Below are 24,977 nucleotides of genomic sequence, written 5' to 3' on the forward strand. Positions count from 1 at the left end.
GCACCGGGCTCCGCCACCGGCGCCGGCAGACCCGCGGGCGCCGGCGTGGCGAGGGGCGCCGGCAGGGCCGCCGTCTCGGGCGAGGGCGCGGGGCCGGGCAGCGCCCCCGGCGCGGGCAAATCCGCAGGGGACGGCAAAGCAGCCGGCGCAGCCGGAGCATCGTCCCCCGGAGACAGCGGAGGCGCGATCTGCGGCAGGCGCTGCGGCTCGGTCAGTCCCGCCCCTTGCGAGGGCTGCAAAAGCGCGTCCTTCATCCCCGAAGGCTCAGACAGCGGCGGGTTGACCAGCGGCGGCTCGGCCACAGGCGCCGTCAGGGCATCATCCAGCGACGACAGGGCCGGAGGAGCCTCCACCGCCGCCGGAGTTTCGGGCAGCGGCGGCAAGGCCTGCGCCCCGACCCCAGCATCGGCCGAGGGCGCCGGAGTGTCGGGCAAAGCTGCGCCCTCAGGTGCGGCGACGGCTTCGCCCGGTGCGGTCCCCGGCGCCGCTTCAGGCGCGACGGCGGCAGTGGCATCCGGCTCAGGGGCCACAAGAGCCGGCGCCGGGCTTGCGGCAGAGGGCGCGGCCGCGGACGGCTCCGGTTCAGAGGGCGCACCTTCCGGCTGCCCACCCGCGCCCGCTGACGCATCAGCCTCGGGCAAGGCGGCCTGAGAAGACGAGGACTCCGGCAGCGTGGACCCGGAGGGCATGCTCTCAGCCGGCAGTGTCGCAGATGGCGCCGCCTCCGAAGGCGTCGACTCGGGCGGCTTGGCCCCGGAAGGTGCACTCTCAGACGTCACCACTCCGGGCGAAACGGGGACAGTCCCGGTCTGCGGCGCCGCGGCTTGCGATTCTGTCCGGGCCTCCGGGCCATGCGGCGGCGGTGCCACTTGCGAGATCACGACAAAACCCGCCCCAACCGTCACAATGCCCCAAACGAGACCGCTCGCAAAACTCCGCGCCACTCTTTGCTCCCTTGCCTGCCTCGGCCTCTGGGCCCCAGGAGCGTCGGTTCCGGTTACCGGTATCCCTTGACGCCCCCGGACCATCCTGTACCTGTATACAACTGTCTCACGCGGGGTTCACCCCCCAATGGCAAAGGCGCGCAGGATGCTGCTTCTGATCGATAACTACGACAGCTTCACCTATAACCTCGTCCATTATCTGGGCGAGTTGGGGGCGGATGTCAAAGTCCTGCGCAATGACGCGCTGGATGTGCAGGGCGCCATGGCGTTGCGCCCCGAGGCGATCGTCCTGTCGCCCGGCCCCTGCGACCCTGATCAGGCCGGGATCTGCCTGCCGCTGACGCTTGCCGCCGCCGAAACCGGCACGCCGCTTCTCGGCGTCTGCCTTGGCCACCAGACCATCGGCCAGGCCTTCGGCGGCAAGGTTGTGCGCTGCCACGAGATCGTGCATGGCAAGATGGGCCGGATGATCCACGAAGGCCAGGGCATCTTCGCCGGCCTGCCCTCGCCCTTCCTCGCCACCCGCTACCACTCGCTGGTGGTCGAACGCGAAAGCCTGCCCGACAGCCTCGAGGTCACCGCCTGGCTGGAAGACGGCACGATCATGGGCCTGCGCCACAGAACCAAGCCGATCGAGGGCGTGCAGTTCCACCCCGAAAGCATCGCCTCCGAACATGGCCACAAACTGCTGCAGAACTTCCTGGAACGTGCCCGGGTCGCGGTGCCGGCATGAGTGACGCGCTCAAACCGCTGATCGGCCTGGCCGCCACCCGCCCCCTGACAAGGGCCGAGGCCGAGGTGGCCTTCGGCGCGCTCTTCGAAGGGGCGGCGACCCCGGCCCAGATGGGCGGCTTCCTGATGGCGCTGCGGACGCGCGGCGAGACGGTGGATGAATTTGCCGCCGCAGCCAGCGTCATGCGCTCGAAATGCCACGCGGTGCGCGCGCCCGAAGGTGCGATGGACATCGTCGGCACCGGCGGCGACGGCAAGGGCACGCTCAACATCTCGACCGCGACGGCCTTTGTCGTGGCCGGCGCCGGGGTCACTGTCGCCAAACACGGCAACCGCAACCTCTCGTCGAAATCCGGCGCCGCCGATGCCCTGACCGAGATGGGCCTCAACGTCATGGTCGGCCCCGAGATCGTCGAACGCTGCCTAGCCGAGGCCGGGATCGGCTTCATGATGGCCCCCATGCACCACCCCGCGATGCGGCATGTCGGCCCGGTGCGCGCCGAACTGGGCACGCGGACGATCTTCAACATCCTCGGGCCCCTGACCAACCCCGCCGGGGTCAAGCGCCAACTGACCGGCACCTTCTCGACCGCCCTGATCCGCCCGATGGCCGAAACCCTGCGCAAACTCGGGTCCGAGGCCGCCTGGCTCGTCCATGGCAGCGATGGCACGGATGAGATCTCGATCGCCGGCCCCACCGATGTCGCAGCCCTGGCAGAGGGCGAGATCACCGAATTCACCGTCCACCCCGAGGATGCCGGCCTCCCCGTCCACCCTTTCGAGGCGATCCTCGGCGGCACCCCGTCCGAAAACGCCGTGGCCTTCCGCGCCCTCCTCGGCGGCGCAGAAGGCGCCTACCGCGACGCGGTCCTGCTGAATTCCGCCGCAGCCCTCCTCGTCGCCGGCAAAGCCGCCACCCTGAAAGAGGGCGCCGAACGCGCCCGCGCCTCGATCGATTCCGGCGCCGCCCAGGCCCGGATCGACGCCCTGCGCCGCATCTCCCCCCTCACCTGACCTCAAGACAGCCCCGGAAGGTCAAACCCTTCCGAGGCCCCTTGCGCTTTGCCCCAATACTCCCGCCGGAGGCCCCTGCCCTCAAGCCGGTTGGCCGCAGGCCAGAGGCGAGGCCCAGACCTGCACCGCAGGCCCGCCTTTGGGTCCGAGCGGCGTCTCAGCCTCGCATTTGTCGCCCCGCCAGCCCTTGGCGGCTTCCTGCCCGGACCCGGCCCCCGACACCCTCACCTTTGCGCTTTGCCCAAATACTCCCGCCGGAGGCCCTTGACCTGAGCCGGTTGGCCGCAGGCCAGAGGCGAGGACCAGACCTGCGCCGCAGGCGCGCCTTTGGGTCAGAGCGGCGTCACAGCGTCGAATTGGTCGCCCCGCCGTCGAGCAGGATGTTCTGCCCCACAATGAAGCCCGCGTGCTGGCTGCAGAGGAACGCACAGGCCGCACCAAACTCGGCGGCGGTGCCGTAACGGCGGGCCGGGATCGTGGCCATGCGCGCGTTGCGGGCCTCCTCCATCGAGATGCCCTGCGCCTTGACCACGCCGCCATCCAGCGCCGTGGCGCGGTCGGTGTCGTGGATGCCGGGCAAGAGATTGTTGATCGTGATACCCTGCGGCGCCACCTGACGCGCGGTGCCGGCGACAAAGCCGGTCAGCCCGGTCCGTGCCGCGTTCGACAGGCCCAGCGAGGCGATCGGCGCCTTGACCGACTGGCTGGTGATATTGACCACCCGTCCCCAACCCTTTGCCATCATCGCCGGCATCAGCGCCGTCATCAGCGAGATCGGCGTCAGCATGTTGGCCTCGATCGCTTTCAAGTAATCGGCCCGGGTCCAGTTTTCCCACGATCCGGGCGGCGGGCCGCCGGCATTGGTCACCAGGATATCGACGCCCTGCGGCCCGACCGCCGCCAGTACCGCCGCAAGCCCCGCCTCCGATGTCACATCCGCCGCAACGGTGGTGACCGACACGCCATAGCCGCGCAGATCGGCCGCCGTGGCCTCCAATGCCTCGGCCCCGCGCGCGTTGATCACCAGATCGACACCGGCCGCGGCCAAAGCCTCGGCGCAACCGCGCCCGAGCCCCTTGGACCCCGCCGTCACCAATGCCCGCTTGCCCTTGATCCCCAGATCCATCTTCGCCTCCATCGTTTCGCAAATGCCGCGGACCCGCCGCAAACCTGACCCTTTGTTGACGTTTCGTGCGGCGATTGCTAGCCCGTAAATCTCCCGCCTGCGGGAGTTTCCGGTATGAGGAGCCGTCATGTTACCCCCCGCCTCCAAGCCACCCGGCTCCAAGCCACCCGACCCCGGGCCCTCAGTCTCCGGGCCCGCCGGCAGCGCCGTACCCGGCCATGCCTGCCAGGTCTTCGCCGCCGAAGAGATCTTTGCCGTGCAGGGCGCCAACCAGGGCGACGGGCTGGCCGGTCCCGAAGAAGTCTGCGCCGGCGACATCTACCGGCTGACCGCCAGCGCCCGCCCGCTGCGCCTGGTGCTGCGCCAGCCCACGGCCACCACCCAGGCCGTGGCCGCAGGCTCCGAGGTCGGCGCGCCCGGCACGTTGATCCGGCTCGAGGCGCGCTATGCGATGATGGCGCCGGATGGCGACCGGGTTGATCTGTTGTTCCTGCGGCTGGAGGATGGCACCGGCCTCGCCCTGCCCCTGTCGCCGCTGGGCGCCGGGGTGGATTACACGCTCCTTTCCGTCGAACCCGCGCCCGAGGGCCTGTATCTCGCCGATCTTCTGTGCCTGTCCTTCGCGCGCGGCACCATGATCACGATGACCGACGGCAGCCAGCGCGCCATCGAGGCGCTGGTGCCCGGGGTCGAGGTGCTGACCCGCGACCACGGCCGCCAGACCGTGCGCTGGATCGGCCACGCCCGCCTGCGCGCCGTGGGCAGCTTCGCCCCGGTGGTGATCACCGCCGGCACCATCGGCAATGCCGGCGATCTGATCCTGAGCCAACACCACCGGGTCTTCCTGTATCAACGCCACCGGCTGCCGGGGATGGCCACGTCCGAGCTTCTGGTGCAGGCGCGCGACATGGTCGACGGCGAGGCGGTCTATCTGCGCGAGGGCGGCTTCGTCGACTATTTCAGCCTGGTCTTCGACCGCCACGAAATCATCTATGCCGAGGGCGTGCCCTCCGAAAGCCTGATGGTCAATGACGCGACCGTCAACCGCCTGCCGCCCGAGATCGCCGCCGACGTGAAGGCGCATTTCCCCGGCCTGGCCCAGGTGCCGCACTTCGGCACCGAGGCGAGCCGGGAATTCCTGGCCGAAATCGGCGCGGCGCAGCTGATCAGCGGGCGCCGGGGCTGACAGGTTTGCGCTTGCCGCGGGCCGAGGAAGCGGGGGGTTTCACACCCCCCGCACCCCCTGTGGGATATTTATGGACCAATGAAAGGGAAAAAGGCGCGAAGTCAGGGCTTCAGATGCGCGAGGACCGAACGGGCGGCGCGCAGGCCGGGGTTTTCCGCACCACGGCCGAGGCGGAGCATCGTGGTCTCCATCGCGGCTTTCTGGGCAGTGCTGTCGGCCAGCACCTGCTCCATCGCACCGGCGATCGCCGGGGGGCGGCAGGCGGGGCCGAGGAATTCGGGGATGTGGCGGGTTTCCGAGACGAGGTTGACCAGGGTCACCGTGTCGATCAGCGCCGCACGTTTCATCAGCCACCAGCTGAGCGGATGCATGTCATAGGCGATCACCATCGGCGTCGCATTGGCGGCGAGTTCCAGCGAGACCGTGCCCGAAGCCGCCAGCGCGATGTCCGCCTCGGCGAAGGCGGCGCGCTTTTCGCCCGCGTCGAGGATCAGGCGGGGTTGCACCGGCCAGTCTTTGGTGAGATCGCGCACCATGGGCGCCAGATGCGCCAGCGTCGGCAGGGCGACGCTGAGACCGGGGTGGCGCGCCTGCAGCAGGCCCAGGCTTTGGCCGAAGGTGGGCGCGAGGCGGGTGATCTCGCTTCGGCGCGAACCGGGGAGGCAGAGGATCAGGGGGCGCGGGCTGTCCGAGAGGAGGGCGCGCTCCTGCGGTGAAGCGAGGGGGTCGGCCACCACCGGATGGCCCACGAAATCGCAACTCATCCCCGCCGCCGTCATATAGGGCGGCTCGAAGGGCAGCAGGGCCAGCACATGGTCGATGACCCGCGCCATTTTCGCAGCCCGCCCCGGGCGCCATGCCCAGACCGAGGGCGCGACATAGTGGATGGTGCGCTGATCGGGGCGCGCGGCCTTGACCAGGCCCGCGACCCGCAGGCAGAAATCCGGGCTGTCGATGGTGATCAGCGCGGCGGGTTCGAGGGCCAGTGCGGCGGCGGCGGCCTCGCGGATCCGGCGCTTGAGCAGGCGGTATTTCGGCAGCACCTCGGCGATGCCCATCACCGACAGCTCCTCCATCGGGAAGAGCGAGGTCAGGCCCTGCGCCTGCATCAGGGGGCCGCCGATGCCATGGAAGCTGACCTCCGGCGCCAGCGCCTTCAGCCCCGCCATCAGGGCCGCGCCCAGCTTGTCGCCCGAAGGCTCGCCCGCGATCAGGAAAAGCTTCAGCGCGCCCACAGGAAAAGACCTGTCTCAGCCGCAATCGCCCGCATCTGCGGCAGATCGAGGCAGATCACCGAACCGGCCTGAAAGGCGAGACCGGAGAGGCCGGCAGCCGCCACCGCCCGCAGGGTGGCGGGGCCAAGCGTGGGCAGATCCACGCGGCGGTCCTGGCCGGGCTTGGCCGCCTTGTAAAAGACCCCGCGCCGGTTCGGGCGCAAAGCCTCGGGCAAGGCGGCGATCTGGGCCAGCATCAGATCGGTGCCCGGCAAAGCCTCGACCGCAAGGCAAAGCCCGCCCGCCACCACCGCGCCCTGCCCGACATCCACCGCGCCGAGCGCCTGCACAATCGCCGCAGCGCGGGCCGCATCGGATTCGGCCTGGGGCGAGACCTCACCGGCCAGAACGCCGGCCGCGGGCAGAAGCTCGGGAGCGAGGTCCTCGACGCCGACGACGGTAAAGCCCTCCTCCTCGAACAGACCCAGAATGGCGCGCAGCGTGGCATCATCCCCACCGGCGAAGGCCGCCATCAGTTGCGGCACCAGTTGGGCGGTGGCAGCGTCGAACAAGGAAGGGTCCAGACGCGGCCGGCTGACGCCGCCGGCAAAGGCGACATGGGTGATGCCCTCGCTGCCCAGATGGCGCAGGAAGGGCACCAGACGTTCCAGCCGGAAGGTCAGATCCACCGCGACGCCTTCGGGCACAAAGCCATCGAGCACGCAGACATAGGGCCGCCCCACCGCCGCCTCTTGTGCTGCGACCAGCACCGCCGGCAAGGCGCCCGTTCCGGCGATCAGCGCGAGCCGGCTCATTTCGGCGTCAGGAAAGAACGGTCCGAGGCGGCGAGGATGAACCCCACCATCTCGCGCACCGAAGCGGCGGAGCTTGTCGCGGCCAGGCGTTCGGCGCGCTCGTGGAAGGTGCCCTCACCGCGGGCCAGCTCCTCATAGGCGTGGCGCAACGCCGTGATCTCGGCCCGGTCCATGCCGCGGCGCTTGAGGCCCACAAGGTTCAGCCCGTCCAGCTCGCCGCGCGGGCCCTGGACGAGGCCATAGGGGATCACGTCATTGGTCACCATCGTGACGGCGCCGATGATGGCACCATGGCCGATGCGGACCCATTGGTGGATGCCCGAAAGCCCGCCCACGATGACGTCATCGCCGATCTGGCAATGTCCGGCGATGGCCACGCAATTGGCCAGCACGATCCGGTTGCCCAGATGGGCGTCATGGCCGATGTGGACGCCGGTCATCAGAAGACAATCGTCGCCGACCGTGGTCACCCCGCCGCCGCCCGCCGTGCCGGTGTTCAAGGTCACGCTTTCGCGAATCCGGCAGCGGGCGCCGACGATGAGCCGGGTCCGCTCGCCCTTGAACTTCAGATCCTGCGGCACTTCGCCCACGGTGGCATGCGGGAAGATCACCGTCTCGGCCCCGACCGAGGTCCAGCCGGTCACCACCGCGTGGGACTTGATCTCGACCCCATCGCCCAGGGTGACCTCGGGGCCTACCACGCAGAAGGGGCCGATACGGACCCCCTCGCCCAGCACGGCTGCGGGATCGACGATCGAGGAGGGATGGATGAGGGGCGCGCTCATGCGCTCAGGCCTTGGGCAGGTCGAACATGGCGGTGAAGGTGGCCTCGGTGGCCAGCTCGCCGTCCACGGTTGCCCGGCCTTCGAACTTCCAGACCTTGCCGCCGCCGCGCAGCGCCTTCACATGCAGTTCCAGCACGTCGCCGGGAATGACCTTGCGGCGGAATTTCACCGCATCGACGCCCATGAAGAAGACCTTGGCATTCTTGTCGACCAGATCCATCGACAGGCCGACCAGCACGCCCGAAGTCTGCGCCATCGCCTCGATGATCATCACCCCCGGCATGATCGGCATGTCCGGGAAATGGCCCTGAAAATGCGGCTCGGTGTTGGTGACGCATTTCACGCCGATGCAGCTTTCGTTGATGACGATGTCGCGCACCTTGTCGATCAGCAGAAAGGGGTAACGGTGCGGGATGATCCGCTTGATCAGGGCAAGATCGGCGTCTTGCACGGTTTTGGTGATGTCGGTCATGTCGTCCCCCTGTAGCACCCCTCAGACGGGCGGCTTTGACCCTGACTAGCAACTTGGGCGCACGGGGACAAGCAGGCCGGCAGGGTCAGATGAACCGGCTTCGCAGCGTCAGGGCGTGGCAGGCGCGGCGGGAGCCGCTGCGGGCGGCGTTTGCGGGGGTACGGTGGCCGCGCCGTCTTGCTGAGCGGGCTGGGTGGGGTCGGGTGGCACGGGAGCAGGCTGAACAGGAGCAGGCTGAACCGGCGCGATCGGCCCGGGCGCAGGAAGCCGCGGTCCCTGCGGTACGCTGCTGCCATCGCCGAGCTTCTCGTCCAGCGCCTTGATCGCGCGGTCGGTCACGTCGATCGAATCGAAGGACAGGACCACCGCCTCATGGTTGAGGATGGCCAACGCGCCGATCTCGTGCATGAGGTCGCCCAGAACCGGCACGGCAGCCTGAAAGAAGGTCTTGCGGCCGGCATCCCTTGCGGCCTTGAGGGCATCGGCCTTGGCGGCCTGATCAGCCCGCAGCTTTTCGACTTTGGCATCAAAGGCGTCGGCCAAGGCCTGAAAGTCGGCGGCGGGCATCGTGGCGCGCTTTTTGGTCAGGTCGGCTTCTTCGGCGGCAAGATCCGCCTCGATCTGGCGGTTCTCGGCGGCCAGAATCCGGCCTTCGGCCATGGCCCGCGCCTCCATCGCCTTGCCGAAGAGCGAATCCGCGTAAAGCCGGTCCTGATCCAGCGTCAGGATCTGCGGCGTGGCGCCGAGAGACTGCGCCATCGCGGGCAGCACCTGCGCCGCCAAAGCTGCGCCGCAGGCCAGAACCATCCCCAAGCGGCGCAAGCCGCCACCAACCATGATCAGAGCGGCCCCGAAAGGCATCCGCTGGCCGGAGCCGCCCTGCATCAGAACTTGGTCGAGATGTTGAAGTTGAAGGTCTGCTCCTTGTCGTAGCTTTCCTTCTTCAACGCATGGGTGAAGTCGAAGCGCAGCGGGCCGATCGGGGTCTTCCAGAACAGCGACAGACCCAGAACCGCGCGCATATGCATCGAATCGTCCACCGGACCGGCGGTGCCCGCGGTGTCCTTCAGACCCCAGACCGAACCGACATCGAGGAAGGTGCCGCCCGACATGTTGTATTCATCCGGCAGACCGAGGGGGAACTCGCTTTCCAGGTGGGCCACGGCATAGAAGTTGCCGCCCAGAGCGTCCTGGTTGCCCGCCGTCAGGTCGCGCGGACCGAGGCCGTTCGCCTCGAAGCCGCGAATCTTGTCGGTGCCGAAGAACCGGTCGGTCGCCCGCGTCGTGTAGCCGCCATAAGAGGTGATCGCCCCGCCTTCGAAGGAGGCGCGCAAGGTCACCGCATCATGGGCCACCTTGGTTTCCTTCACCGCGCGGACCGAGGTGTTGATGTATTTCGCCGTCCCACCCAGACCCGCGAAATCCTGCCCGAACTGCAACAGCGTGCCATTGCTCGGGTGCAGGGCCGAATTGCGGTCATCCCAGGTGTAGGTGTAGCCCAAGGACGAGAAGGTATCGCCGCCCTCCTCGCGCTGCAGAATGGTGGAGGAACCGGCCGAGAATTCATCCTCGGACGTCGCCGGATCATCGGCCATCGGCAGATCGACATTCGACAGGGTCTTGCGGCCAAGCGCATAGTTCACCTGCAGCTTGCCAATCTCTCCCAAGGGGAAGGTCAGGCTGGGCGAGATGCTCATGGTCTTGGTGTCGTAGTGGGCGTTGTTCTGGTGATCGGTCGTGCTGTAGATCGCCGAAGTCGCGAACAACAGGTCGCGGCCCATGAAGGCCGGTTCGCTGAACGAGATCTGGCTGTCGACGTTGTCGACGCCGGTCTGCACATTGACCGTCAGCCCCTGCCCGCGGCCCAGGAAGTTCGATTCCGAGAAGCCGACGGCAATGCCGAACCCGGCCTGAACGCCGTAGCTGGCGCCAAGGGTGATCGAGCCGGTCGGCTGTTCGGTGACGGCGACCTTGACGACGCCCTCATCCGGCGCGCTGCCGGGTTCCTGGGTGACCGAGACGTCCGAGAAGAAGCCAAGCGCGCGGATGCGCTCGGCGGCCTGGGCGATCTCATGCGCGTTCATCGGGTCGCCCTCGACGGTGCGGAACTGGCGGCGCACCACCGAATCCAGCGTCGTCGTGTTGCCCTCGATGTCGATGCGCTCGACGAATTCGCGCTGGCCTTTGACGATGGCGAAGGTCACGTCCACCGTGCCGTCGCGGTCGTTGCGCTTCAGCCGCGGCTCGACGGTCACGAAGTTCAGGCCCTTCTTCAGCGCCAGCGATTCCATGATGTCGACGTTGCTTTGAATGACGGTCGGGCTGTAGGTCACGCCCGGCCGCAACCGGCGCTGCTGGTCGAAGGCTGCGGCATCGACGCCGGGCACTTCCGAAATCGTCGTGACATTGCCGATCTTGAAGCTTTGGCCTTCCGAGATGGTGAAGGTCAGGAAGGTCGCGTTGCGGTCGCGGGCATAGGTGGCCCCCGCATCGAGGATCTTGAAATCAAGGAAACCGCGCGACAGGTAGAAGTCGGACAGAAGCTTCTTGTCGACCTCCAGCCGGTCGGAGTTGTAGGTGTCCTTCTGGATCAGCAGGTGCAGGATACCCGCCTGTTTGCTTTCCAGAACCTGGCGCAGACGGTAATCCGAAAAGGCCTTGTTGCCGACAAAGCTGAGGCGGGCGATTTCCGCCACCTTGCCTTCGGCGATCTCGAACACCAGGTCGACCCGGTTGTCGGCGCGGCGGATGATGCGCGGGGTGATCGTGGCCGCCATACGGCCCTGGATCCGGTAGATATCCGTGATCATCGCCGCATCGGCCTCGGCCTGGGCGGGGGAATAGACGCCATGCGACTTGGATTTGATGGCCGAGGTCAGAACCTCGTCCTTGATCCTGGCATTGCCCTGGAAATCCACCGTGCCGATGGTCGGATTCTCGACAACCTTGACCAGCAGGGTGAAGCCCTTGGGCACCATCTCGACCCGGGCGAACAGGCCCGAGCGGAACAGCCGCTGATAGGCGTCGTTCAGATCCGCCGCCGTGGCGCGCTGGCCCTTGGACAGGGCGAGGTAGCTCAGCACGGTGCCCGTATCGACATGGGTATTGCCTTGCACCGTGACCGCGTTGACCACGAAGCCTTGCGGCACCGGCGCCACGCGCTTTTCGGGCGGCGCTTCGGTGATCCCGAGCGAGAAAGCATCCGGCGAGGTGCCGTCGGCCGTCTGGGCGAACAGGATATGCGGCGCGAAGAGCCCTGCCCCGGTCAGCGAGACGCCAGCGGCCAGCACCAGTCCCCCCGCGCCCAGACGCATTCCCTTGCGCGACATCCCAGCGCCTTTGCCCATGCTTTTCTTGCTCACGTCTTGCGCCCCACGTCAAACACCGGCCTTGGCCGGCCAAATCCATTCCGCCAATAGAACCTGACTAGCTTCTTGTCCGGCCCTTGTCAAAAGCGCCCGTCACAACTGGTGGCGGCGCTCGGCGGCTTTCACCCGTTTCCTGTGGATAAGTTGTGTCGGCGCGCGCTGCAAGCCAAAGTCAGCCGCAGCGGAACAGATCGTTGGAAACCGCGAAGACCATCACCGCCGCCAGAAGCCCTAGACCCAGGGTCATCAGCACCTGCAAGACCCGCTCGCTCGGCGGATGGCCGGTGGCGGCTTCGTAGATGTGAAACACGAGGTGACCGCCGTCGAGGACGGGAATCGGGAAGAGGTTGAGCAGCCCGATCGACAGGCTGACCAGCGCCAGAGTCTGAAGGAAGCTTTCCAGCCCCGACCGCGCCGCAGCCCCCACCACCTTGGCCATGCCAATCGGGCTCGAGACATTGCAGCTGCTGATCTTGCCCGCGACAATGGCGCCAAGGCCCGACAGCGTGGTCTTGGCCATGTACCAGCCCTGGGTCCAGGCGATCGAGGCCGCCTCGCCGAGGCCGGGCTGGCGCGTCACCGGGTCAAACAGCACCCCGCCCGACACGCCGATCAGCCAGCGGGTTTCAAACCCGCCATCCGGCGCCGGCAGATCGCGGCGGCGCGGCGACAGCGAGACGTCAAAGGTCTTGCCCGCGCGCCACAGCGTCAGGGCGATGGGCTTGCCAGAGGTGGCCTCGACGATCTTGGGCAGCTGGCTGAAGCTTGCGATGTCCTGACCTGCGGCCTTGATGATCACGTCGCCGGGCTGGATGCCCGCATCCAGCGCCGCACTCTGCGGCTGGACGGATTCGGCAATCGGCGGCAGCGGGTTCGGACCCTCGATGGTCAGGCTTTGACCGGAGCGGGTGACCTGATAGGTCACGCTGGCGGCATCGCTCAAAGTGTCGGCCACGGTGAAGAAGGTGCCGAGGTCAGGCGTCGGCTGGCCGTTGATCGCGGTGACCAGATCGCCGGTCTGCAGGCTCGCGCCCGCAAAGGGCACCTCTTTCAACGCGCCGATCAGCGGCTGATCCACCGCCACGCCACGCCACAGGATCACGCCGGCAAAGATCACGAAGGCCAGGATGAAATTCGCCAGGGGCCCCGCCACCACGGTGGCCGACCGCGCCCACAAGGGCGCACCATGCATCGTGTGGCGCTTTTCCTCGGGGCTCAGGTCCTGCATCAACCCCTGATCGGGGCGCGAGGAAGCGTCGCTGTCGCCCAGAAACTTCACATAACCGCCAAGCGGCAAGGCCGCGATCTGCCAGCGCGTGCCATGCTTGTCGACCCGCGACCACAGGGGCTTGCCGAAGCCGAGCGAGAAGACCTCGGCCTTGATGCCGGTCAGACGGCCGATGATGTAATGGCCGTATTCATGCACGGTGACGATGACGGCAATGGCAATCAGGAAGGACACCAGCGTCCAGGCCGTGCCCCCGAGATTCGAGACGAGTTCCGCGAGATTCAAAGTGACCTGCCCCTATGTCCTTGCGTGCCGGGGCGCGAGGTCGCGCGCGGCACGTCTTGCGAGTTGGTCCATCGCCAGCACTTCGTCAAGGCGCGTTGCGGGCCGCGACAGGCCGCTTTCGGCTGAAACCCGCGTAAGCGTGGCCTCGACAAGGCGCGACATGTCCAGAAAGCCGATCTGCCCGGCGATGAACTGGTCGAGCGCCACTTCCTTGGCCGCATTGAAAACGCAGCCCGCCAGCCCGCCCGCAGCCATCACCTCCTGCGCCAGCCGCAAGGCCGGGTAGCGGGCGAGGTCGGGGGCGCGGAAGGTCAGCTGGCCAAGGGCCGCAAAATCCAGCCGCGCCACCGGCAGGGGGCTGCGGCGCGGCCAGTTCAGCGCATAGCCGATCGCATGGCGCATGTCGGGCGCGCCCAGATGCGCCATGACCGCACCGTCGCAATAGCCCACCGCCGAATGGATGATGGATTCGGGGTGGATCACCACCTCGATCTGGTCGGGGCGGACACCGAAAAATTCCCGCGCTTCAATGACTTCCAGGGCCTTGTTAAACATCGAGGCGCTGTCGATGGTGATGCGCTGCCCCATCACCCAGTTCGGATGCGCCAGCGTGTCCTGCAGGCTGGCGTTGCGCAGGCGCTCCATCGGCCAGTCGCGCAAGGCCCCGCCCGAGGCGGTCAGAATGATCCGCTCGACCGCGGCCATATCCTCGCCCGCCAGCGCCTGAAAGATCGCCGAATGCTCGCTGTCGACCGGCAGGATGCGCCCGCCATGCGCGGCGGCGGTGGCCAGCATCAACGGGCCGGCGGTGACAAGGCTTTCCTTGTTGGCCAGCGCCAGCGTTGCCCCGGTCCCCAGCGCCGCAATCCCCGGCGCAAGGCCAGCGGCGCCCACGATGGCCGACATCACCCAATCGGAGGGCCGCGCCGCAGCCTCGGCAATCGCCCCGGCCCCTGCCGCAGCCGCGACCCCGCTGCCCGCCAAGGCGTCGCGCAACGCGGGCAACAGCGCCTCCTCGGCCACCACCGCCACCTCGGCCCGCAGGGCGCGGGCCATCTCGGCCAGTCGCGCCACATTGCGCCCGCCGGTCAGGGCCACGACCTCGAAAGCCTCGGCCCCGGCCTGGGTCAGCAGGTCATAGGTGCTTTCCCCGATGGAGCCCGTGGCCCCGAGAATGGAAATCCGCCGTCTGGTCACAGAAACGCTCACCCGGCCAGCCCGAGGGGCAGGCGCACGAAGAACTCAAGGAACCCCACCGCCAGCATCGCGCCGATCAGCGCATCGAACCGGTCAAGCACGCCACCGTGCCCCGGGATCAGGCAGGAGGCGTCCTTGACCCCGGCGCGGCGCTTGATCAGGCTTTCCACGATGTCGCCCATCTGGCCGGCAAAGGCCACGAGGGGCGAAATCAGCACCAAAGCCCAGCCGTGACCTTGCCACAGCGCAAATCCCGCGCCGAGCAGCGCCGCCCCGATCCAGCCCGCGATGGTGCCGGCCCAGGTCTTCTTCGGGCTGATCGCCGGCCAGAACTTCGGCCCGCCGATCAGGCGGCCCGCGAAATAGCCAAAGACATCGGAAGCCACCACGACGCAGACCAGCCAGACCACGATGATGCCGCCGCGCAGATCCAGCGCCACAAAGACCGTGGCGGCCAAGAGCATGACCAGCGCATAGGCCGCAAGCAACGCCTTGTCGCGGCGCGGCGTCAGCACCAGCGCTAGGGGCGCCAGCAACAGACCGGCGCAAAAGATCCCGCCCCATTGCGCCAGCGCCAGCCCCAGCCCCGCCAGAACTCCCACCGCCAGACGCTGCGCCGGGTTGCCGCCAGGCTCCCCCACCGGGTGATCGGTCAAAGCCGCCAGCTCCCAGCCCATCACGGCAAAGATCAGCACGGTCATGGCGAGGAAGAAAGCCCCGCCCACCTGCACCGACAAGGCGCCCAGCCCCGCCAGAATCAGACCTGACACCACCCTGATGCCCAGATCGCCCCAACGCCCGGCCCCCAGTCCGGAGCGCGCGCCCTCGGGGGAGCGGTTGCTGGCGGGCGGCTCCGTCTTCATGCCCGCACCACCCCTCCGAAACGCCGGTCGCGGTCGCCAAAGCGGGCGACGATCTGCGCCAGCTCGGCCGGGGTGAAATCGGGCCAGAGGGTCTGGGTGAATTCATATTCGGCATAGGCCGCCTGCCAGGGCAGGAAGTTCGAGGTCCGCGTCTCGCCCGAGGTGCGGATCACCAGATCCGGGTCGGGCAGTTGCGCGGTATCAAGCCGCGCCGAGATCAATTTGTCGTCGACATCCTGCGGGGCGATCCGCCCCTCGGCCACATCGACGGTGATGGCGCGGATGGCGCGGGTCAGCTCGTCGCGCCCGCCGTAGTTGATGGCGACGGTCAGGTTCAGGCGCGAATAGGGCGCGGTGCGCTCCTCGATCCCCGCCATCAGGCGCTGCAGCCGCGGGTCGAGCCGCGAGCGGTCGCCGATGAAGCGCATCCGCACGCTCTCGGCGGCCAGCCGGTCGGCCTCGCGCTCGATATAGCGGGCAAAGATCGACATGAGGCCGAGGACCTCTTCGGTCGAACGTTTCCAGTTCTCGGTGGAAAAGGCGTAGATCGTCAGCCACTTGATCCCGAGATCGGGGGCGCAGCGGACGATTTCCTTGACGCGCTCGGCGCCCTTCCTGTGACCCACCAGACGCGGCCAGCCCTTCTGGGTGGCCCAGCGGCCGTTGCCATCCATGATGATGGCGACATGTTCGGCAACCGGTGCCGGGGCGCCGCCCGATCCGGTCCGGGATGCGCGCGGCTCTGCTGCCTTGCCTTTGTCGCCTGCGCCCACCGGATGCCTCCCCACCTTCGCTGATCTGCCCAGTGCCAAACGCCTAGACCTGCATGATCTCGTGCTGTTTGGCTTCAAGCGAGCGGTCGACCTGCAGGATCGCCTTGTCGGTCATCTCCTGCACTTCTTCGGACCACATTTTCTGGTCATCCTCGCCCATGCCGGCGGTCTTGGCCTTCTTGATCTGGTCCATGCCGTCGCGGCGCACGTTGCGGATCGCGACCTTGGCGCTTTCGGCATATTGGGCGGCGACCTTGGTCAGTTCCTTGCGGCGCTGTTCGTTCAGCTCGGGGATCGGCAGGCGGATCAGCGGCCCGTCCGAAATCGGGTTGATGCCGAGCCCGCTTTCGCGGATCGCCTTTTCGACCTTGTTGATCATGCCCTTGTCCCAGACGTTGATCACGACCATGCGCGGCTCGGGCACGTTGATCGTACCCAGCTGGTTGATCGGCGTCATCTGGCCATAGGCATCGACCTGGATCGGGTCGAGCATATTGGCCGAGGCGCGCCCGGTGCGCAGCGAGGCGAATTCGTTCTTGAGCGCGTTGAGCGCCCCGTCCATGCGGCGCTGCAGGCCGTCGGTATCAATTTCAAGATCGTCTTGCGCCATCGGATCCTCATCGCAATTGCCCGCTTACGGGGTCTTGAGGCTCTATAACAGCAAGCAAGCGGGGGCGTACAGGGGCCTAGTTGCGGGTGCGGATCGCGCCGGGGCCGGCCAAGGCCGCCCATCGCAGCCGCCGGGCCCGCCGCATTGCAGGAACCGCTGTTCCTGCGGCCATCGCCCTTTCCGCCGAATGCGCTCCTGCACGATCAACGTGAATAAAACGTCAAAACCAGACGAAGCAGCGGGAATATACCGAATTGCATGCGCAGGACCTCGAGGTTCCGGGATACCTTCGGCTGCGCCCGGCGGGGAATTCCGCACGACGGGCAAATCCAGTTCAGTGCAACACAGCGCCTGCATGGGGGACCGATATGGCAGTTGTTATGCTTTCCGATTATTTCTCCAATCTGTATCCTGTTCCGATCGACCTGTTTTCAGCCGCCGACGGCGTGACGATCGGGGCGCACTCCGCCACCAAGTTTTCCTACACCTTTCAGGACGGGACCAATTTCGCCGGCTATTCGGTCACGGCGAGCGGGACAGGCTTTTCCTATGATGCTTCGGCAATACGGAAAATGCCATTTCGATCGAGGGCATCTTCGCGACAAACCAGAACGACCTGCTCATCGGCTCGACCGACGACAATATCTTCCGCAATTTCAAGGGCGACGACACCATGAAGGGCGGCGGCGGGCACGACACGTTTTTCTGGAGCCACCTGAAAGAAATCGGCGGCAAGGATCTGATCCAGGATTTCCACGCTGGCGCCGGCGCAGAGCAGGACAAGCTGCGCTTCAACCTCACGGAATGGGTCGGCGACACGACGCTGCACCTTGTCAACGGAACGGTGGCCACGGCGGCAGTGGACACCTTCCTCTTCAATCCGGCGACCCATGTGCTGTCCTGGGACCCGGATGGGACCGGCACGCAGGCCGCCATTTCGATTGCGACCCTCACCGGCGTCAACAGCCTGCTGGCGGCAAATTTCGATCTGTACTGACCGCAGGGCCGCGTCGGGGCGCCTTAGCCATGCACCCGCGTATAGGTGCCCTGACCGGAGAGGATGCCCTTGAAGCCGCCCGGCTCGTCCAGCGAGAAGACGATGATCGGCAGGTCGTTGTCGCGTGCCAAAGCGATCGCCGAGGCGTCCATCACGCCGAGGTGCTGTTGCAGGACCTCGTCATAGGTCACCGTCTCGTAGCGCTTGGCATCGGCGTGTTTCTTGGGGTCCTTGTCATAGACGCCATCGACCTTGGTGCCCTTGAAGATCGCCTGGCAGGCCATCTCGTTTGCGCGCAGGGTCGCGGCCGTGTCGGTGGTGAAATAGGGGTTGCCGGTGCCGGCGGCAAAGATGCAGACGCGCTGCTTTTCGAGGTGGCGGACGGCGCGGCGCCGGATATAGGGCTCGCAGACCTGGTCCATCGGGATGGCCGAGATGACGCGGGTGAAGACGCCGAGCGATTCGAGCGCCGCCTGCATCGCAAGCGCGTTCATCACGGTGGCGAGCATGCCCATGTAGTCCGCCGTCGTGCGCTCCATCCCTTGGGCCGAGCCTTGCAACCCGCGGAAAATATTGCCGCCACCGATCACCATGCAGATCTCGACGCCGAGGTCATGCACCGATTTCACCTCTTCGGCGATGCGCTGCACGGTCGGCGGGTGCAGGCCGAAGCCGAGATCGCCCATCAGCGCCTCACCGGAGATTTTCAGCATGACGCGGGAATAGGTGATCTTGTGGTCGGTTTCGGTCATGGCTGTTCCTGTCATCGTGCCGTGGTTGGCTTGGGCAGCAAAATGCGGCAAAACGGCGAAAGGTTCAACCTGTGGAAAGGGGGAGCCGGGGGCCAGCCCCCGGCCCCCCGGGATATTTAGACCAAAATGAAAGAGATTTCCCGCGAAAGGCCGGTCTTGATCGCGGGGCCGACGGCCAGTGGCAAGTCGGCGCTGGCGATGGAGCTTGCGGCGCGCGACGGGCGGGTGATCGTCAATGCCGATGCCTTGCAGGTCTATGCGTGCTGGCGGGTTCTGACGGCGCGACCCTCGGTGGCCGAGGAGGCGGCGCTACCGCATGCGCTTTATGGCCATGTCGGGCGCGATCAGGATTACTCGGTCGGGATCTGGCTGCGCGAGGTCGCAGCACTGCTGCAGGGGCCCGTGGTGATCGTCGGGGGCACCGGGCTTTATTTCAGCGCGCTGACCGAGGGGCTGGCCGATGTGCCGCAGATCCCGGCTGCGGTGCGGGCCGAGGCGGATGGCTTGCGGCTGTCGGGGCAGGTCGATGCGATGCGGGACGCCCTCGACCCCGCCACTGCCGCGCGCACCGATCTGCGCAACCCGGCCCGGGTGCAGCGCGCCTGGGAGGTCTTGCGCGCCACGGGGCGCGGGCTGGCCGAATGGCAGGCGGCGGGGGCGGCGCCGCTGCTGCCGCTTTCAGGCGTCGAGGCCATCGTGATGCGCCCTACGGTGCCCTGGCTCGACGCCCGGATCGCGGCGCGGTTTTCCGTGATGTTGGAAGACGGCGCCTTGGAGGAGGCCCGCGCCGCCCTGCCCCATTGGCAACCCGCCCGCCCCTGGGCGCGGGCGATCGGCGCGCCCGAGCTTGTGGCCCATCTGCAAGGCCAGCTGACGCTGGAGGAGGCGCGCCTCGCCGCCATCCTCGCCAGCCGGCAATATGCCAAACGCCAGCGCAGCTGGTTCCGCAGCCGCATGGCAAACTGGCACGAGGTGGTGCCGGGCTGAGCCGGGTGTGGCATTCCGCCCAAGGTTGCAGCCTCTTGCCCGCCGGGCGGCATTTTTCGCTTGGGGCGCGCCCGGCCCCGGGTTATCTGTAACCCCTGATCAGATGGCGAGATGCAATGACCCTGGCTCCCCCTCCTTCGCCCTTTCGTCTGGTGGCCATCCCGCGTCTGGCCGCCGGTGGCCGCTGGCGGGTCGAGGCGATGCGCGCGCTGTCGGAACCCTGCTTTCTGTGGTTCACCAAGGGCCAGGGCCGCATCACCATCGCCGGCCAGACCCGGGGCTATACCGCCCACAACGGCATCTTCATTCCGGCGGGCGTGATGCACGGCTTTGAGGTCGGCGCGCAAGTCTTTGGCACCGCTGTCTTTTTCGGTCGCGACTCTGGCGTGGCCCTGCCGAAGGAGCCTTTGCACCTGCGCATCCGCGAAGTGCATGCCCAACAGGAACTGAACGTCACCCTCGATTCCATCCAGCGTGAACTGGACGCCGACACCGTGGGCCATGACCGGGCGGCCTATGCCCATCTGGGGCTTCTCGGCGTCTGGATCGAGCGTCAGGCCGCCAAGGCCAGCGCCGAGGCCCCGAAGCCCGATGCCGCCCGCAAGCTGGTCGCCCGCTTCACCGAGGTGATGGAGGCGGGCTTCCGCTCCGGCGCCGGGGTGGGGGAGATGGCGGCTGAACTCGGGGTGACGGCGACGCATCTGACGCGCTGCTGCCGCCAGACCTGCGGGCGCTCGGCGATCGACCTGTTGCAGGACCGCCGGATCTTTGAAGCGCGCAAACTGCTGGCCGAGACGAAGCTGCCGGTGAACCGGATCGGGACGAGCCTGGGCTTCGCCTCGGCGGCCTATTTCACCCGCGCCTTCCAGCACCGCACCGGCAATTCGCCGACTGAATTCCGCCGCAGTCTGTAGCCGCACCCCCTGGCCGCTGCCCTCAACCGCAAACTTCGGCGCTGGACTCCGCCCGATTCGCGGGCTTTGCGGGCCGGGCGTTCCTCCGCTCTAGCGGAATATCGGGGCGCGTCCGACGCCCCTGCCCCCCCCGCGGCCTGCGCCAAACCGACGCCAGATGTCGCGGCGCGGCCTCTCATCGCGGTTCAAGTCGCAAACGTGACACGATGTGGCGAATCCAAGCGTTGACGGATGGGCGGAAAAGGTGCCGAATGACCTTGTGAGCACCTGCACCGCGCCGCCCCCCCCCTGCCGCCGCAAGGCCGCCCGGGAGATCGGCGCGCAAGCGGTGCCTCTGAAAAATGAAAACAGGGCAATGGCCTGACAGGGAGACTAGCATGAACGACATGACGAGGACCAAGGGCTTGCATCCGGCGACCGGGATGCACCTGCAGGACCTGCGGGCCGGCAAGCTGAGCCGCCGCGAATTCCTGACCCGCACCACCGCGATGGGCGTTTCCGCCGTCGCGGCCTATGGGCTGATGGGCTTCAGCGCCCCGGTCCGTGCCGAGGCCGCCAAGGTGGGCGGCGTGCTGCGGATGTCGATGGAGACCAAGGCCCAGAAGGACCCGCGTCTGGCCGACTGGCCGCAGATCGCCAACGTCTACCGCGGCTGGCTGGAATATCTGATCCAGTACAACCCTGACGGCACCTTCGAAGGCCGCCTCCTCGAAAGCTGGGAGGCCAATGCCGACGCCACCGAATACACGCTGCATGTCCGCAAGGGCGTGAAGTGGAACAATGGCGACGATTTCACCGCCGATGACGTGGTGGGCAACTTCAAGCGCTGGACCGATGGCACCGTCGAAGGCAACGCGATGTCCTCGCGCTTCCTCGGCCTCGTGGACGAGAAGACCAAGCAGCTGCGCGAAGGCGCCGTCGTCAAGGTCGATGACTTCACCGTGCAGCTGAAGATGTCGCTGTCGGACGTGGCCGTTGTCCCGAACCTCGCCGACTATCCGGCCGCCGTGGTGCACAAGTCCTTCAAGGACGGCGACGACCCCTCGGTCAACCCGATCGGCACCGGCCCCTATGTGCCGGGCGAAATCTCGGTCGGCCAGAAGATGACCCTGGTCCGCGCGCCGGAAAGCCACAAGTGGTGGGGCGGCGTGGCTCCGCTCGACGAGATCCACTACATCGACTTCGGCACCGACCTGTCGGCCATGGTCAACCTCGCCAACTCGGACGAGATCGACGCGAACTATGAGACGACCGGCGACTACATCGACCAGCTGAACACGCTCGGCTGGACGAAATATGAGGCCGTCACCGCCTCGACCATCGTCTGCCGCTTCAACTCGGCCACCTCCGACCTCTACAAGGAGAAAGAGGTCCGTTCGGCCCTGCAACTGGCAATCGACCCCAAGGTCGTGCTGGAACTGGGCTACAAGGGTCTGGGCACCACCGCCGAAAACCACCACGCCTGCCCGGTGCACCCGGAATACGCCAAGCTGCCGGCGCAGACCTTCGACAAGACCAAGGTCAAGGACGTGCTGGCCAAGTACAAGCTGACGGATTCCGAATTCGAGCTGATCTCGCTCGACGGCGGCTTTGAACTCGACACCACCGACGCCGTCGCAGGTCAGCTGCGCGAAGCCGGCGTCAAGGTGAAGCGGACCGTCATGCCGGGCTCGACCTTCTGGAACGACTGGCAGAAATACCCCTTCTCCTCGACCACTTGGAACCACCGCCCGCTGGCCGTGCAGAACATGTCGCTCGCCTATACCTCCACCGGGTCGTGGAACGAGACCGGCATGGCCAACAAGGAGTTCGATGACGCGATGGCCAAGGCCCTCGGCCTTGCCGATGCCGACAAGCGCCGCGAAGTCGCCGCCGTCCTGGAGAAGATCCTGCAGGACGAAGGCTACATCATCCAGCCCTACTGGCGCTCGCTGTTCCGCCACGCCAAGCCGAATGTGATGGGGATGGAAATGCACCCGTCCTTCGAGCATCACCACTACCTGTGGTCGCTGGCGTAAGGCCCGACTGATCGGGGCGGGTGCGCGCTGCGGCTGCGCGCCCGCCCCTCTTCATTTCGCATGAGATCACCCGGCCGCCTGCGGCCCCGGGATCTGGCACGAGGTCTGCAGCGGTGGGACATAGATGCTCAAATTCGTGATGCGGCGCCTGGGGGTGATGGTTCTGACGGCGCTGGTCTTGACCTTCGTTGTCTTCTACCTGACCAACCTGCCGCCCAACCTGGAAAAACTCGCCCGCGCCGAAGGCTCGGTCCGCATGACGGACGAGGCGGTTGATGCCTGGATTCAGGACAACGGCCACGGCGGTTCGGTGTTCTACCGCTACGGCGAATGGCTCGGCGTGGCGCCGGGCTGGCTGCGCACCGACGACAAGGGTGTGACGCGCGGCCTCTGCATCAGGCAGAACGACGACCCGGCGCTGGCGCCGCGGTTCTGCGGCATCTTCCAGGGCAACTGGGGCTTTTCCACCGTGTTCAAGAAGCCGGTGCTGTATCAGCTGGGCGTCGCCATGGCGGCCACCGGCTGGCTGATGCTGGCCGTCATGCTGGTCATGGTGCCGACGGCGCTGCTGATCGGGGTGCTGGCCGGGATGCGCGAGGGCTCGCGGACCGACCGGGTGCTTTCGACCTTCTCGATCGTCTCCTCGGCCACGCCGGAATATGTCTCGGGCGTGATCCTGGTGGCGCTTCTGGCCTCGCCCGCCGCAGGCCTGTCGCCCTTGTTGGCGAGCTGGGGCTGGATCGACGGCAAGATCCTGTTCATGGGGTCGGCCACGGCGGCGATGGACCATATCACCTTCTGGAACTTCACCCTGCCGGTCCTGACCATTGCGCTTTATGGCGTCGGCTATATCGCCCGCATGACAAGGGCGAGCATGACCGAGGTGATGACCCAACAGTATATCCGCACCGCGCGGCTGAAGGGCGTCGGCTTCAAACAGGTCGTGCTGCGCCACGCGCTCCGCAATGCGATGATCGCGCCCTTCACCGTGATCATGCTGCAATTCCCCTATCTCTTGAACGGCGTGGTGATCACCGAGACGCTCTTCAACTACAAGGGCTTCGGCTGGATGCTGGTGACCGCCGCCTCCAACAACGACATCGAGATGCTTCTGGGCGCTTCGGTCGTGGCCGTGATCTTCGTTCTCCTGACACAGCTGATATCGGACATCGGCTATGTCTTCCTCAATCCCCGTATCCGGCTGGGCTGACATGACAGATATCCTCTCCTGGCCGATGATCTTTGCGCTGATGGCCAAGCAGTTCTGGCCGGTCTGGGCGGCGCTGGTGGCGACCTTCGCCCTGTCGATCCGCTTCAAGCGCCACCTCGGGCTTTACGGCAAGCTGTTTGACTCGCCTGTCGGCATGGTCGGTTTCTTCATCGTGATGTTCTGGGTCTTCACCGCGATCTTCGCCGACGCCATCGCGACCTTCGATCCGCTGGTCCAGCTCGGCTCGGTCAAGGACCCGTTGCCCGGCATGCCGACCCCGCCCGGACCCGAGGGGCAGTACCCCTGGTTCCTCCTTGGCGGCGATCACCTGGCGCGCGACGTGTTTTCGCGGATGGTGATGGGGGCGCGCTCGGTCCTGATCATTGCGCCTGCCGCCACCAGCTTCGCCTATGTCGTGGGCATAACGCTCGGCCTGCCCGCCGGCTATTTCGGCGGCAAGCTCGACACGGTGTTGAGCTTTCTGGCCAACCTCGTTCTCGCCTTTCCGGTCATCCTCTTGTTCTACCTGCTGGTGACACCCGAGATTCGCAACACCGGCATCCCGGTCGTGCTGGCGGCGATCCTGTTCCTGATCCCGATCGCGTTTTTCGTGGTCCTCTTCAACTCGCGCTTCCACACCAACCCGCCCAAGCGCAACCTCTATGTCGGGCTGACGCTGGTCCTGGGCTTCTGGGCCTATTCCGGCCTCGCCTTCAACCGCGACCCGCTCGGCCTCTGGGGCATGGACCCGAACCTCCTGAACGTCTTCGTCTCGGTCGTCTTCGTCAACGCCCCCACCGTCTTCCGCATCGTGCGCGGCATCGTCCTTGACCTGAAATCCCGCGACTATGTCGCCGCCGGCCAGACCAGGGGCGAGCAAGCCTGGTACATCATGCTGTGGGAGATCCTGCCCAACGCCCGCGGCCCGCTGATCGTCGATTACTGCCTGCGCATCGGCTACACGACCATCCTCCTCGGCACGCTCGGTTTCTTCGGCCTCGGCGTATCGCCCGAAAGCCCGGACTGGGGCTCGACAATCAGCGCCGGCCGCAAGGTCCTGATGAGCTTCCCCCACCCCGCCGTCATCCCCGCCCTCGCCCTGATGAGCCTCGTCCTCGGCCTCAACCTCCTGGCCGACGGCTTGCGCGAAGAAAGCCTGAAGGACTGAACATGATTTCCACGCTCTGTCAGTTCGTGGCGTTGGTTTCGACCGGGCTCGCAGCCTATTTTTGGTGGAAAAGCTCGCAAATAAGCGCGCCTAGGGAATTCGGCATCAGTAGGTTTGGCGACGAACAAAATCCCCATCCTGATACCCCGGAACAAAGATGGGCACGCGAAGTTAGTGCAGCAAACGCTTTGGGCGCTATATGGGCGACCGTTGCATTTGGCGCGCAGTTCATAGGTCTGGCATCAGATGTCGTGATGAAATGGACAATGGCGAAATGACAGAACTACTTTCCCCCTTCATTGGTCCATAAATATCCCAC

The 24,977-nt window shown here is 66.7% G+C and carries 23 protein-coding genes and 1 pseudogene; 10 read left to right on the top strand and 14 right to left on the bottom strand.

Annotated elements, in window-relative coordinates:
• A pseudogene (locus AC1DVR_RS22335) lies at positions 1-434 on the bottom strand (hypothetical protein); the annotation flags it as partial.
• 655 nt (positions 435-1,089) lie between these two features.
• Between AC1DVR_RS22335 and AC1DVR_RS22340 the strand changes: the two are divergent.
• Positions 1,090-1,677, top strand: a complete 588-nt coding sequence (locus AC1DVR_RS22340; RefSeq protein ID WP_478002832.1) for an anthranilate synthase component II — start codon at positions 1,090-1,092, stop codon at positions 1,675-1,677.
• A complete protein-coding gene (gene trpD, locus AC1DVR_RS22345; RefSeq protein ID WP_478002833.1) occupies positions 1,674-2,690 on the top strand; it encodes an anthranilate phosphoribosyltransferase in 1,017 nt (338 codons plus the stop codon). Before AC1DVR_RS22340 ends, trpD begins: the two co-directional genes overlap by 4 nt.
• 343 nt (positions 2,691-3,033) lie before the next feature.
• On the opposite strand, the gene AC1DVR_RS22350 is transcribed toward trpD, so the two are convergent.
• Positions 3,034-3,816 carry an SDR family oxidoreductase gene (locus AC1DVR_RS22350; RefSeq protein WP_478002834.1) on the bottom strand — a complete coding sequence of 261 codons (783 nt, stop codon included), beginning with the start codon at positions 3,814-3,816 and terminating at the stop codon, positions 3,034-3,036.
• 127 nt (positions 3,817-3,943) lie between these two features.
• On the opposite strand from AC1DVR_RS22350, the gene AC1DVR_RS22355 reads away from it, so the two are divergent.
• The gene (locus AC1DVR_RS22355) at positions 3,944-5,002 is read left to right on the top strand and encodes a Hint domain-containing protein (protein ID WP_478002835.1); all 1,059 of its coding nucleotides are present in this window, start codon (positions 3,944-3,946) and stop codon (positions 5,000-5,002) included.
• Positions 5,003-5,103: 101 nt separating this feature from the next.
• Here the strand turns inward: AC1DVR_RS22355 and lpxB are convergent, their stop codons facing one another.
• The 11 genes from lpxB to frr form a co-directional block, all read right to left on the bottom strand.
• Entirely contained in the window at positions 5,104-6,228 is a 1,125-nt protein-coding gene (lpxB, locus tag AC1DVR_RS22360) for a lipid-A-disaccharide synthase (protein WP_478002862.1), read from the bottom strand.
• Positions 6,225-7,031, bottom strand: coding sequence for an LpxI family protein (locus AC1DVR_RS22365; protein WP_478002836.1), 807 nt, complete (start codon positions 7,029-7,031; stop codon positions 6,225-6,227). The genes lpxB and AC1DVR_RS22365 overlap by 4 nt, the downstream gene beginning before the upstream one ends.
• Entirely contained in the window at positions 7,028-7,816 is a 789-nt protein-coding gene (gene lpxA / locus AC1DVR_RS22370; RefSeq protein WP_478002837.1) for an acyl-ACP--UDP-N-acetylglucosamine O-acyltransferase, read from the bottom strand. Before lpxA ends, AC1DVR_RS22365 begins: the two co-directional genes overlap by 4 nt.
• Positions 7,817-7,820: 4 nt before the next feature.
• A complete protein-coding gene (gene fabZ, locus AC1DVR_RS22375) occupies positions 7,821-8,288 on the bottom strand; it encodes a 3-hydroxyacyl-ACP dehydratase FabZ (protein ID WP_478002838.1) in 468 nt (155 codons plus the stop codon).
• Positions 8,289-8,396: 108 nt separating this feature from the next.
• A complete protein-coding gene (locus AC1DVR_RS22380) occupies positions 8,397-9,173 on the bottom strand; it encodes an OmpH/Skp family outer membrane protein (RefSeq protein WP_478002839.1) in 777 nt (258 codons plus the stop codon).
• Positions 9,173-11,617 (bottom strand): outer membrane protein assembly factor BamA, encoded by a 2,445-nt coding sequence (bamA, locus tag AC1DVR_RS22385; protein WP_478002840.1) that lies wholly within the window; start codon positions 11,615-11,617, stop codon positions 9,173-9,175. Before bamA ends, AC1DVR_RS22380 begins: the two co-directional genes overlap by 1 nt.
• Before the next feature lie 211 nt (positions 11,618-11,828).
• On the bottom strand, positions 11,829-13,169 hold the full coding sequence (gene rseP, locus AC1DVR_RS22390; protein ID WP_478002841.1) for an RIP metalloprotease RseP: 1,341 nt from the start codon (positions 13,167-13,169) through the stop codon (positions 11,829-11,831).
• Between the two features lie 12 nt (positions 13,170-13,181).
• Entirely contained in the window at positions 13,182-14,378 is a 1,197-nt protein-coding gene (gene dxr / locus AC1DVR_RS22395; protein ID WP_478002842.1) for a 1-deoxy-D-xylulose-5-phosphate reductoisomerase, read from the bottom strand.
• The gene (locus AC1DVR_RS22400; protein WP_478002843.1) at positions 14,375-15,229 is read right to left on the bottom strand and encodes a phosphatidate cytidylyltransferase; all 855 of its coding nucleotides are present in this window, start codon (positions 15,227-15,229) and stop codon (positions 14,375-14,377) included. Before AC1DVR_RS22400 ends, dxr begins: the two co-directional genes overlap by 4 nt.
• Complete coding sequence (uppS, locus tag AC1DVR_RS22405; protein ID WP_478002863.1) at positions 15,226-15,903, bottom strand: polyprenyl diphosphate synthase; 678 nt, start codon at positions 15,901-15,903, stop codon at positions 15,226-15,228. Before uppS ends, AC1DVR_RS22400 begins: the two co-directional genes overlap by 4 nt.
• A gap of 142 nt (positions 15,904-16,045) precedes the next feature.
• Complete coding sequence (frr, locus tag AC1DVR_RS22410; RefSeq protein ID WP_478002844.1) at positions 16,046-16,612, bottom strand: ribosome recycling factor; 567 nt, start codon at positions 16,610-16,612, stop codon at positions 16,046-16,048.
• Positions 16,613-17,285: 673 nt separating this feature from the next.
• On the opposite strand from frr, the gene AC1DVR_RS22415 reads away from it, so the two are divergent.
• Positions 17,286-17,609, top strand: a complete 324-nt coding sequence (locus tag AC1DVR_RS22415; protein ID WP_478002845.1) for a hypothetical protein — start codon at positions 17,286-17,288, stop codon at positions 17,607-17,609.
• A 23-nt stretch (positions 17,610-17,632) separates the two neighbouring features.
• Here AC1DVR_RS22415 and pyrH read toward each other — a convergent pair whose 3' ends face one another.
• Positions 17,633-18,361 (bottom strand): UMP kinase, encoded by a 729-nt coding sequence (gene pyrH, locus AC1DVR_RS22420; RefSeq protein WP_478002846.1) that lies wholly within the window; start codon positions 18,359-18,361, stop codon positions 17,633-17,635.
• A gap of 126 nt (positions 18,362-18,487) precedes the next feature.
• Here pyrH and miaA point away from each other — a divergent pair, with 126 nt between their 5' ends.
• The 6 genes from miaA (at position 18,488) to AC1DVR_RS22450 (ending at position 24,936) form a co-directional block, all read left to right on the top strand.
• Positions 18,488-19,348, top strand: coding sequence for a tRNA (adenosine(37)-N6)-dimethylallyltransferase MiaA (miaA, locus tag AC1DVR_RS22425; RefSeq protein WP_478002847.1), 861 nt, complete (start codon positions 18,488-18,490; stop codon positions 19,346-19,348).
• Between the two features lie 116 nt (positions 19,349-19,464).
• The gene (locus AC1DVR_RS22430) at positions 19,465-20,262 is read left to right on the top strand and encodes an AraC family transcriptional regulator (protein ID WP_478002848.1); all 798 of its coding nucleotides are present in this window, start codon (positions 19,465-19,467) and stop codon (positions 20,260-20,262) included.
• Positions 20,263-20,639: 377 nt separating this feature from the next.
• The gene (locus tag AC1DVR_RS22435) at positions 20,640-22,280 is read left to right on the top strand and encodes an ABC transporter substrate-binding protein (RefSeq protein ID WP_478002849.1); all 1,641 of its coding nucleotides are present in this window, start codon (positions 20,640-20,642) and stop codon (positions 22,278-22,280) included.
• A gap of 124 nt (positions 22,281-22,404) precedes the next feature.
• Positions 22,405-23,490 carry an ABC transporter permease gene (locus AC1DVR_RS22440; protein ID WP_478002850.1) on the top strand — a complete coding sequence of 362 codons (1,086 nt, stop codon included), beginning with the start codon at positions 22,405-22,407 and terminating at the stop codon, positions 23,488-23,490.
• Between the two features lies 1 nt (position 23,491).
• Positions 23,492-24,658 (top strand): ABC transporter permease, encoded by a 1,167-nt coding sequence (locus AC1DVR_RS22445; protein ID WP_478002851.1) that lies wholly within the window; start codon positions 23,492-23,494, stop codon positions 24,656-24,658.
• Positions 24,659-24,660: 2 nt separating this feature from the next.
• On the top strand, positions 24,661-24,936 hold the full coding sequence (locus AC1DVR_RS22450) for a hypothetical protein (RefSeq protein ID WP_478002852.1): 276 nt from the start codon (positions 24,661-24,663) through the stop codon (positions 24,934-24,936).
• Positions 24,937-24,977 lie beyond the last annotated feature (41 nt).

The sequence above is a fragment of the Rhodobacter sp. P2_H5 genome (assembly GCF_056403335.1).

Coding starts and splice junctions, on each gene's coding strand:
- AC1DVR_RS22440 (WP_478002850.1), top strand. CDS start 22,405: ATGCTCAAATTCGTGATGCGGCGCCTGGGGGTGATGGTTCTGACGGCG.
- uppS (WP_478002863.1), bottom strand. CDS start 15,903: ATGGATGGCAACGGCCGCTGGGCCACCCAGAAGGGCTGGCCGCGTCTG.
- pyrH (WP_478002846.1), bottom strand. CDS start 18,361: ATGACCGAAACCGACCACAAGATCACCTATTCCCGCGTCATGCTGAAA.
- AC1DVR_RS22355 (WP_478002835.1), top strand. CDS start 3,944: ATGTTACCCCCCGCCTCCAAGCCACCCGGCTCCAAGCCACCCGACCCC.
- trpD (WP_478002833.1), top strand. CDS start 1,674: ATGAGTGACGCGCTCAAACCGCTGATCGGCCTGGCCGCCACCCGCCCC.
- AC1DVR_RS22340 (WP_478002832.1), top strand. CDS start 1,090: ATGCTGCTTCTGATCGATAACTACGACAGCTTCACCTATAACCTCGTC.
- miaA (WP_478002847.1), top strand. CDS start 18,488: ATGAAAGAGATTTCCCGCGAAAGGCCGGTCTTGATCGCGGGGCCGACG.
- lpxA (WP_478002837.1), bottom strand. CDS start 7,816: ATGAGCGCGCCCCTCATCCATCCCTCCTCGATCGTCGATCCCGCAGCC.
- fabZ (WP_478002838.1), bottom strand. CDS start 8,288: ATGACCGACATCACCAAAACCGTGCAAGACGCCGATCTTGCCCTGATC.
- AC1DVR_RS22350 (WP_478002834.1), bottom strand. CDS start 3,816: ATGGATCTGGGGATCAAGGGCAAGCGGGCATTGGTGACGGCGGGGTCC.
- AC1DVR_RS22400 (WP_478002843.1), bottom strand. CDS start 15,229: ATGAAGACGGAGCCGCCCGCCAGCAACCGCTCCCCCGAGGGCGCGCGC.
- AC1DVR_RS22435 (WP_478002849.1), top strand. CDS start 20,640: ATGAACGACATGACGAGGACCAAGGGCTTGCATCCGGCGACCGGGATG.
- AC1DVR_RS22450 (WP_478002852.1), top strand. CDS start 24,661: ATGATTTCCACGCTCTGTCAGTTCGTGGCGTTGGTTTCGACCGGGCTC.
- AC1DVR_RS22430 (WP_478002848.1), top strand. CDS start 19,465: ATGACCCTGGCTCCCCCTCCTTCGCCCTTTCGTCTGGTGGCCATCCCG.
- AC1DVR_RS22415 (WP_478002845.1), top strand. CDS start 17,286: ATGAAGGGCGGCGGCGGGCACGACACGTTTTTCTGGAGCCACCTGAAA.
- AC1DVR_RS22380 (WP_478002839.1), bottom strand. CDS start 9,173: ATGCAGGGCGGCTCCGGCCAGCGGATGCCTTTCGGGGCCGCTCTGATC.
- bamA (WP_478002840.1), bottom strand. CDS start 11,617: ATGTCGCGCAAGGGAATGCGTCTGGGCGCGGGGGGACTGGTGCTGGCC.
- AC1DVR_RS22445 (WP_478002851.1), top strand. CDS start 23,492: ATGACAGATATCCTCTCCTGGCCGATGATCTTTGCGCTGATGGCCAAG.
- frr (WP_478002844.1), bottom strand. CDS start 16,612: ATGGCGCAAGACGATCTTGAAATTGATACCGACGGCCTGCAGCGCCGC.
- AC1DVR_RS22365 (WP_478002836.1), bottom strand. CDS start 7,031: ATGAGCCGGCTCGCGCTGATCGCCGGAACGGGCGCCTTGCCGGCGGTG.